The sequence below is a fragment of the Idiomarina sp. UBA4206 genome (assembly GCF_002383015.1).
GTDB classification, from domain to species: domain Bacteria; phylum Pseudomonadota; class Gammaproteobacteria; order Enterobacterales; family Alteromonadaceae; genus Idiomarina; species Idiomarina abyssalis.
Window position 1 is genome coordinate 7,428 of the sequence record NZ_DFTS01000025.1, and the last position, 8,874, is coordinate 16,301.

Annotated in this window: 10 protein-coding genes; 5 read left to right on the top strand and 5 right to left on the bottom strand. The window is 46.3% G+C overall.

Annotated features, from left to right (window positions below; all coding sequences use genetic code 11):
• A partial coding sequence (locus tag B3180_RS05215; protein WP_286843417.1) for a TonB-dependent receptor plug domain-containing protein occupies positions 1 to 1,336 on the bottom strand: 1,336 nt, incomplete at its 3' end.
• Between the two features lie 225 nt (positions 1,337 to 1,561).
• On the opposite strand from B3180_RS05215, the gene B3180_RS05220 reads away from it, so the two are divergent.
• Genes B3180_RS05220 through B3180_RS05240 form a run of 5 tightly spaced genes read left to right on the top strand, consistent with a single transcriptional unit; the run spans position 1,562 to position 4,762 of the window.
• Complete coding sequence (locus B3180_RS05220) at positions 1,562 to 2,251, top strand: aspartate/glutamate racemase family protein (RefSeq protein ID WP_278358802.1); 690 nt, start codon at positions 1,562 to 1,564, stop codon at positions 2,249 to 2,251.
• Positions 2,252 to 2,265: 14 nt separating this feature from the next.
• Positions 2,266 to 2,949 carry a DNA-3-methyladenine glycosylase I gene (locus B3180_RS05225; protein ID WP_222235582.1) on the top strand — a complete coding sequence of 228 codons (684 nt, stop codon included), beginning with the start codon at positions 2,266 to 2,268 and terminating at the stop codon, positions 2,947 to 2,949.
• An 18-nt stretch (positions 2,950 to 2,967) separates the two neighbouring features.
• Entirely contained in the window at positions 2,968 to 3,681 is a 714-nt protein-coding gene (locus B3180_RS05230; protein WP_222235583.1) for an SIMPL domain-containing protein, read from the top strand.
• Positions 3,682 to 3,729: 48 nt separating this feature from the next.
• Entirely contained in the window at positions 3,730 to 4,335 is a 606-nt protein-coding gene (locus B3180_RS05235) for a DUF502 domain-containing protein (RefSeq protein WP_054491295.1), read from the top strand.
• A 43-nt stretch (positions 4,336 to 4,378) separates the two neighbouring features.
• Entirely contained in the window at positions 4,379 to 4,762 is a 384-nt protein-coding gene (locus tag B3180_RS05240) for a YchJ family protein (RefSeq protein WP_074930781.1), read from the top strand.
• Here the strand turns inward: B3180_RS05240 and B3180_RS05245 are convergent.
• The 4 genes from B3180_RS05245 to B3180_RS05260 all read right to left on the bottom strand — a co-directional run.
• Positions 4,749 to 5,192 carry a DUF2919 family protein gene (locus B3180_RS05245; RefSeq protein WP_244994777.1) on the bottom strand — a complete coding sequence of 148 codons (444 nt, stop codon included), beginning with the start codon at positions 5,190 to 5,192 and terminating at the stop codon, positions 4,749 to 4,751. The two genes, B3180_RS05240 and B3180_RS05245, sit on opposite strands and share 14 nt — an antisense overlap.
• On the bottom strand, positions 5,185 to 5,403 hold the full coding sequence (locus B3180_RS05250) for a DUF2061 domain-containing protein (RefSeq protein WP_222235586.1): 219 nt from the start codon (positions 5,401 to 5,403) through the stop codon (positions 5,185 to 5,187). The genes B3180_RS05245 and B3180_RS05250 overlap by 8 nt, the downstream gene beginning before the upstream one ends.
• A 98-nt stretch (positions 5,404 to 5,501) precedes the next feature.
• Complete coding sequence (uvrB, locus tag B3180_RS05255) at positions 5,502 to 7,535, bottom strand: excinuclease ABC subunit UvrB (RefSeq protein ID WP_224797184.1); 2,034 nt, start codon at positions 7,533 to 7,535, stop codon at positions 5,502 to 5,504.
• A partial coding sequence (locus B3180_RS05260; RefSeq protein WP_349677606.1) for an MATE family efflux transporter occupies positions 7,528 to 8,874 on the bottom strand: 1,347 nt, incomplete at its 5' end. The genes uvrB and B3180_RS05260, both read right to left, overlap by 8 nt.

Genomic DNA, 8,874 nt, shown 5'->3' on the forward strand with positions numbered 1-8,874 from the left:
GTAAGGTGTTTGCCATACCGGCAATTGTGGTATCCCATACAAAGTCACCATTGACGCCGTAGCGTTGCTTTTCGTAGTGAGTATGGCGATGCGAACTGACCGGCATAGCGCCTTGCTCATAGCAACCCGGGTCTACTTCGGCTCCGCCGCCGCCATAAGGGTAACCAATTGAGCTCTCGCAGCCTGCTTCAGGTGATAATGACTGGCCGTCGCGGTTAACAAAATAGATAAAACCTTGTGAAGAACCGCCGTAAGCTGTGGTTGAAGGGTCCAGTTCCGAGTGAGGGTTTCCTGCACCGTCGTCGGTAACATCAGCGATGTAATATGGAATCCACTTACCAGCACCTTCGTTTTCGTGATAGTAAACGTTAGTGCTGACATCCACTTCACCCAACATGAAGTCGGCTTTTAGGTAACCAAACAGGTTTTCACGTTCAGTTACCCAACCTTCACGCCATGCCTGGTCTTGATAAGGAATGCCTGTCCAGTCTTCAGTCAGGCCGTCCCATTCAGAGTTTTGTTCATACTGTGCTAAACCATAAACTCGTTGATAGGTATATTCCTGAGCGTCGTCGTAACTCACGTAACCCGTTAAATCTACGTCACCAACACGACTGATAATTTTACCTTCAGCATGGTCACGCGTATTGGTTACCGAACCATCCATGTAGTCATCGTTTTGTTGGCTCGAAAGAGAAAACCACGCGTAAGTGTCTTTAGCGATTTCGCCAGTATCGTAACGTGCATACAATTTTTGTGCGTTATGCTCGCCAATCGTGGTGCTAACGGTAAACTGTTCTTCGTACGCAGGACGAATAGTCGTAAAGTTCAAGGTACCACCCAAAGCCTCGTTTGAACGAGAACTAATGTCGGCTGTACCCTGAGAAACTTCCGTGCCACGTAAGTTTTCAGTGTCAATGTAACGGCTGGCTTTAGTACCACCGCCGTAGTTTGAGTTGCCGTTAGAAATACCATCTACAGTCATACCAATTTGCTGAGATTCTAAATCTAACTGGAAACCGCGAATTGAGATGCTGGTTGACCATTCATCAGATCCGAACGGGTCACCTTCGTTTACCAAAACGCCGGGTAAGTTATCAACCATTGCCAAAGCGCTGGTCATAGACGTTTGTTGCTTTTTCATTTCTGCAGAAGCGGCGTTATTCGCATAAGAAACACTGCGGCCAGTAACCACAATGGCTTCCATTTGTTCTTTTTCTTCTTCTGCTTGCTGATCTTGAGTGTCTTGCGCCATTGCTGGCAGGGAGGTAGCAGATAATGCTGATAGTACAGATAGTGCGATTAAGCTTTGCTTCATAGGCACATAAGTTTTCATAAAAGTTCCTGTTTCTTGTGTTGTAGTGAAGTTCCTTAATGTATGGGGCTAATGTGACAACGGCGTTAAGGTTAATTGATCATTCAATTAAAATCAAACTTAGTTAATTGACCGTTCAATTAAAATAAATGCAATATAAATTAGATATTTTTCATCTAAACTCTGCGTTAACTTGCTTAAGAAACTAAGGTAGGCTGTGTTTAAAAGACGGTTGCGGAGGCTTTAATGAAAACAGTCGGCATTATTGGTGGCATGAGCTGGGAATCAACCAGCACTTATTATAAGCGTTTGAACCAGCTAATAAATAAGCGCCTGGGAGGCTTGCACAGTGCTGAAATTCTTCTGGCCAGCCTCGACTTTGCGCCTATTGAAGAGATGCAAAGTAAGGGTGACTGGGATGCAGCTACACAAGCTCTTATTGCCAAAGCCCGGCAGTTGGAAAAAGCGGGTGCTGAAAGTATTATTATAGCAACAAATACGATGCACAAAGTGGCTCCACAGGTTGAAGATGCCGTTAAACTGCCTTTATTGCACATTGTCGACGCCGTGGCGGAGCACCTTAAACAAAACAACGTTAACCAGGTTGGGTTGCTGGGTACACGCTTCACCATGCAGCAACCGTTTTATAGAGAGCGCCTTGAACAACAAAACATTAAGGTACTGATACCCGGTGAAGGTGACGGCAATACAGTCGACAACATTATTTTTAAAGAACTGTGCCATGGCCAATTTACTGATAGCGCGCGCAAACAGTACCTAAGAATTATTGAAGATCTGGCAGCGCAAGGCGCACAAGGCGTTATTTTAGGCTGCACTGAAATTGGTCTGCTGGTTCAACAAGAACATTCTGCCCTGCCATTGTTCGATACCACCGAACTTCATTGCCGCGCCATTGCAGACTGGATGCTAGATTAAAAAGCAGGAAGACCATGACCGATATAACAATCAACTTTTCTCGTTTCTATGACAGAGCCTGCCAGCGTAAAGGTGGCGAAAGTGCGATGCTTGCACGCCTGCCTAAAGTATCGTCCGTAACCCAATTAGAACAACTCGAAGACCGGGATGTACTTGCTACTATTACCCGCTGTATTTTTCGGGCGGGCTTTGTCTGGAGAATTATTGAGGCGAAATGGCCGGGTTTTGAGGAAGCTTTTAAAGGTTTTGTTCCGCTTTACTGGCAACAAGTACCACCAGAGATATTAGAAGAACTGTCAAAAGATGAACGCATTGTTCGTAATCAGCAGAAAATAAATACCGTTCCAGCTAACGCCCGTATGATTGTTGAAGTATCCGAAGAGTACGGCAGCTTTGGTAAGTTCTTAGCGCAGTGGCCATCAAGCCGGCAAGCAGAATTGCTGCACTACCTTAAAAAGAACGGATCTCGGCTGGGCGGCGTTACTCCGCAATACGTTCTGCGCGAACTTGGCTGGGACGGTTTTATTATGTCTAATGACGTTGTCACCGCGCTGACCAATTACAAGCTGATAGATGCCTCCCCCACCAGTCAAAAAGGCCTGAAGCAGGCACAAAATGCCTTTAACCACTGGCACGAACAAACCCAGCTGCCCTATAGCCATTTGTCACGAATTTTGTCCTATAGTGTAGGTAAGTAAACCACGATGGGAGTTAAAATGAGCTCAACTAAAAATACTCTGATACTCGGTATTTCACTGATCATCAGCTTCGCCATTATTGCTGTGATTGGCTCAAATGCAGTACTTGAGCATAAGTCGATGGAACGCACGGTTACTGTAAAAGGGCTGTCAGAGCGTGAGTACCTTGCTGACACCGTCATCTGGCCCATTCAATTTACAACCGCCAGTAATGATTTAACCGCCATTTATAAAACCATTGAGAAATCCAACCAAAAGGTCATTGAGTTTCTGCAAAATAAAGGCATAGAGCAGGATGAAATTTCTTCGTCTGCCCCGTCAATTACCGATAAATCAGCCCAAAGCTATGGTTCATCTCAGCCTGCAGAGTTTCGCTATACAGCCACAAAAACCATAACTGTATACTCCGAAAATGTTGAGCAAGTTCGCGGTATCATGAGTCTTCTCGGTGAACTGGGCAAAGAAGGTATTGTTTTTACTACCGATAGCTACCAGGCTCAACCCGACTATGTATTTACTCGCTTAAATGAAGTGAAACCCGAAATGATAGAAGAGGCGACCAAAAAAGCGCGGGAGGTAGCCGAAAAGTTTGCCTTAGACTCTAACTCTGAACTGGGCAAAATAAAGCAGGCTCGACAGGGGCAGTTTAGTATCAGTGCACGCGACCGTCATAACCCTCACCTGAAGAAAATACGGGTGGTATCCACCATAGAATATTACTTGTCCGATTAAACTATTGCTCTCACAATGTGACTGACATAAAGCCATAAGGCCTGAATAATGAAAAGAACCTTACAGTATTTGTTTAAAGGGTTAGCTATTTTACTGCCCATTGTCGTGACTTTTGCCTTATTACAATGGCTGTTAGTCACAATAGAGACCTGGCTGAAGCCAATTTGGACAACGTTACTCGGTGAATCCTCTTACTTCCCAGGTTTGGCTTTTATTAGTTTTTTAGCGATTGCACTTCTTATTGGTTTCAGCTCTCGTTGGAATTTTATTGATTCACTATGGCAACTACCCGGAAAACTGATGAATAGACTGCCTTTGTTGCGCAGCTTATACGGCACAATTAATGATGTGTTCGAGATGATGTCAGGTAAGAACTTTGCTGAAGAATCAGTTGTACTGGTTACCCTGCCCGGTAGTAACTTACGACTTATTGGCATTGTTACTAAAAAAAGTGGCATTAAAGGCGATCGCCTGTCCGAACTCATGAAAGAAGACCAGGTCGCCGTGTTCTTACCCATGAGTTATAACGTAGGCGGTTATATGGTGATTGTTCCGGGTGACTGCGTTGAGTCACTGACTATGAAACCAGCTGATGCCTTACAGTTAACCATCAGTGGCGGACTGGGTAAGAACCATTCGGGTAAAACCGACTAAAATTGCAGTTGAAATCATAGCGCGTACTGGTAAAGTTCGCGCTATGAAAATGACAGAACCCTGCCCTTGCGGCTTAGATAAAACCTATCAGGATTGTTGCTACGCTTACCATAGCGGAGAGGCAACAGCCCCGTCTCCGGAAGCACTTATGCGTTCGCGCTACAGTGCCTTTGTCGGCCGCCTGGCCAGTTATTTAGAAGCCACCTGGCACAGTAGCTCGCGCCCGCCGTTGCTCGACTTAAGTGACTCTCCAAATTGGCTTAAACTGCAGGTCATTTCATCCAGCGTTGACCAGAATAAAGGACAAGTTCATTTCCGGGCTTTTTATAAAGACGGCAATGACGTAGCTTTTATGGAAGAACAGTCTGACTTCGTGCAAGAAGATGGTAAATGGTTTTACCTGAATGGCCGTGTTAATAACGACTAGCTAAATGTCGACGATAGAACCGCCAACGCCTGGAATTTATTAAGTACCAACCACAAATAAACCAGCCAAATATAATGCCAGCCCGGCCGAAAGAAAACGCACCATGCTGTTCAATAAACATCCACAGAATTAATGTTGCATCGACAATAAGCGAGAGTAATAACAAGGGTTGGGCAAAACGCATTAATACATTGGCCCAGTTGCGCTCATCTTCACCAGCAAAGGTCGTTGCCAGCAGAACAATTAACGCCGGTAATCCGACCAGCAGCATCAGTCCAAATTGCTCCGAACTGGTATAAAAGAGTTTTAGCAGTCGGGTACGATCTTCAGCGAAAGTCAGAGAAATAATGGCGGCGACATAACCGCGCATTTCAAATAACAGAACCAGCAAGAGCGAGAGCGGGAAGCTCGCTCTGCCCTCTTTATCCAAGTATCGCGCTTTCTCGACCAACCGCTGCCCGGCGCTTATCTCCGCGCTGCCAGATTTTTTCATGAAAATAGTAACCTACTGTGTTCACTAAAGGCTCAATCAAGGCGATTGCACCACCTAGTACGATATCGCCTGTCATCAGCCAGACAACGCCAAAGGCTATAGTAAAATGCATGATACCAAATGATACTGTTTTTGCTGCGTCTTTCATAACAACCTCCCACTTCGACTTAGTATAAAGTATTGCCGATTAAGGTTGTTAAAACCAATTGAAAAAAGCGATAACCCTGTTCGTCTCAGAGTATTCTGTTAAACCGCTCGTTTTAATTGTTCACGCAGTTCGGCCACTTCATCCCTAAGCTTTCCGGCTAGTTCAAACTCAAGGTTCTGCGCCGCTTTGTACATTTCTTTTTCCTTAGCTTCAATTTCTTTCATGACAGCTTTTGCGTCTTTAACAACAACGGTACGGGCGTCATAGCCAGAAGCCACTTCAGCCAGAGCTTTTTCAGCTTTACTCTTACGAGCTTTGGCTGAGCCCTGCCCCAAGTCCATCACATCGGTAATACCTTTATTAAGCCCCTGTGGGGTAATTCCGTGTTCTTTGTTATGCGCTATTTGTTTATTACGGCGGCGTTCAGTTTCTTCCATGGCGCGCTGCATAGAGCCGGTAATGCGGTCAGCGTATAAAATAGCCCGGCCATTAACATTACGCGCCGCACGGCCAATGGTCTGAATAAGTGAACGATCAGAACGCAAGAAGCCTTCTTTATCAGCGTCCAGAATTGCCACCAAAGACACTTCGGGCATATCCAAGCCTTCTCGTAATAGGTTAATTCCTACCAGCACGTCAAATTCGCCTAGACGTAAATCGCGAATAATTTCCATGCGCTCAACGGTATCAATGTCTGAGTGCAGGTAGCGTACCTTTATTCCATGTTCATCCAGGTAGTCTGCTAAATCTTCAGCCATTTTCTTGGTCAATGTGGTTGCCAGTACCCGTTCGCCCTGCTCGGTGCGCAAACGAATTTCAGACATTAAATCATCCACCTGTGTTGCAACCGGCCGCACTTCTATCTGCGGGTCAATAAGCCCTGTCGGCCTGACCACCTGCTCTACCACTTCGTTACTACTGCGTTCCAGCTCATATTTACCGGGCGTTGCCGACACATACATTGTCTGTGGCGCTATGGCTTCAAACTCATCAAATTTAAGTGGTCTGTTATCCAGCGCCGACGGCAAGCGAAAACCGTATTCAACCAGGTTCTCTTTACGTGAGCGGTCACCTTTGTACATGGCCCCAACCTGAGAAACGGTAACGTGAGACTCATCAATAATCAGCAGAGCGTCATCGGGTAAATAGTCCATTAAGGTTGGTGGCGGCTCGCCGGGCGCACGGCCGGACAGATAGCGAGAATAGTTTTCAATGCCTGAGCAATAACCAAGCTCCAGCATCATTTCAATATCAAATTGTGTCCGCTGACTAATCCGTTGCTCTTCAATCAGCTTGTTTTGTTTAAGCAAAATTTCACGGCGGTCTTTCAGTTCATCTTTTATCTTTTCAATCGCTTTAACCAATACTTCCCGCGGCGTCACGTAATGTGTTTTCGGGTAAATAGTGGCGCGCGCAACGTCTTTTTCTGTTACCTGACCTGTCAGCGGCTCAAAAAAGCTGATGCGGTCAACTTCGCTGTCGAACAACTCGACTCGCACAGCCATCTCTTCCGACTCTGCCGGGAAGATATCAATAACATCGCCACGAACCCGGTAAGTGCCGCGCTCAAAAGCCGCATCGTTGCGTTTGTACTGAAGTTGCGCAAGGCGTCGAATAATGTCTCGCTGATCAATAATGTCGCCACGACGCAAGTGCAGCATCATTTTCATGTAAGACTCGGGGTCACCCAAGCCGTAAATGGCCGATACCGAAGCAACCAGAACTACGTCGCGCCGCTCCATAAGCGCCTTGGTAGCGGACAAACGCATTTGCTCTATATGGTCGTTAATTGAGGCGTCTTTCTCAATGAAGGTGTCGGTCGTCGGAACATAAGCTTCGGGTTGATAATAGTCATAGTAAGAGACAAAATATTCCACCGCGTTATTGGGAAAATATTCTTTCATCTCACCATACAGCTGCGCCGCCAATGTTTTATTGTGCGCCAGTATCAACGTAGGTCGCTGCGAACGCTCAATTACATTCGCCATGGTAAAGGTCTTACCTGAACCAGTGACACCCAGAAGCACCTGGTGCGCCAAACCGGCATCCAGATTATCGAGCAGCGATTCGATGGCTTTGGGCTGGTCACCCGCCGGCTTGTATTTAGAAACCAGTTCAAATTTCTTAGCCACGTTCTCTCCTCAACTCTCGTGAAAACCACCAATACGCAATAATAGCGGTAAACAGATTAGCGACGACACCACCGATGAATAAACCGGTCAAATCGGCTAATAAACTTCCCAAATAGGAAAGTGGCACGAACAACACAAATAAACGAATAATGCTCAGCCATAAGGCATTCATTGGCCGGTGCACAGCATTAAAGCTGGAGTTTGTCAGTATAATAATGCCCTGCAATCCGTAACCCAACGGCATAATATAAATAAAGAGTTTTACAATGTCGGCAACGGCTTTCTCTTCAGCAAAAATCTGCGCTATCCAATGCGCACCAACCAACATAAGCAGATAAATCACAGCCTGAATCGCCAACACCGCTTTTAGAGCGGTTCGATACGCTTCTTTTACTCTGTCTATGCGGTCGGCACCGTAATTTTGGCTAATTAAAGGCGGCAACGACATAGACAACGCCAGAATAATAACGCTGGCCAGCGATTCAAGCCGCGAACCGACACCAAAAGCGGCCACCGCAGGCGCACCGTAGGAAGCAACAATAGCGGTCATTACTGACATGGCTAAAGGCGTCAGCATATTTGCGCTGGCTGCCGGCATACCAATTTTTAAAATACCTCTGGCGGACTTTATCCAGGCGTCAATAAACAGTCTGCCGCCCGGCGGTTTTGAAGACACCAATTTATTCCGACGCAGCAACCAGAAAACTAAAAAGACGCCGCTGAACCAGGAGATGACACTGGCCAGCGCCGCGCCCTGAATCCCCATAGCCGGAATAGGCCCCAAACCAAAAATTAAAATAGGATCGAAAATAGCGTTAGCTAAACCACCGGAAGCCATAATAAGCGAAGGAGTGCGAGTATCCCCCGATGCACGCAATACGGCATTACCCACCATAGGCGTCACCAGCATGACACAGCCAAAATACCATAGCGTCATGTACTCCCGGATAAGTGGCATTAACCTATCCTGAGCCTGCAGCAAGCTGTAAATTGGATCCATCGGCAAGTAGCCGATTAAGGCCAAAGCCGCGACTAATAAAGCCGACACGGAAAGTGCCGAAAAACCATCAAAATGAGCCTCGTCGGGTTTATCTGAACCGTACTTTCGGGCAATAACCGCAGAGGTTCCAATACCCAGACCAATAGCCAGGCTGACAACAGTAAAGGTAACAGGGAAAGTAAAACTGACAGCCGCTAAGGGGTCAGTTCCAAGCATACTAATAAAGAAGGTATCGACAACATTAAAACTGATAAGGGTAGCCACACCGAAAATAACCGGCCAGGTCATTTCCCAGAGTTTTTGTCCTACCGGCGCGCTGATAAGACTTCTTGATGCGTC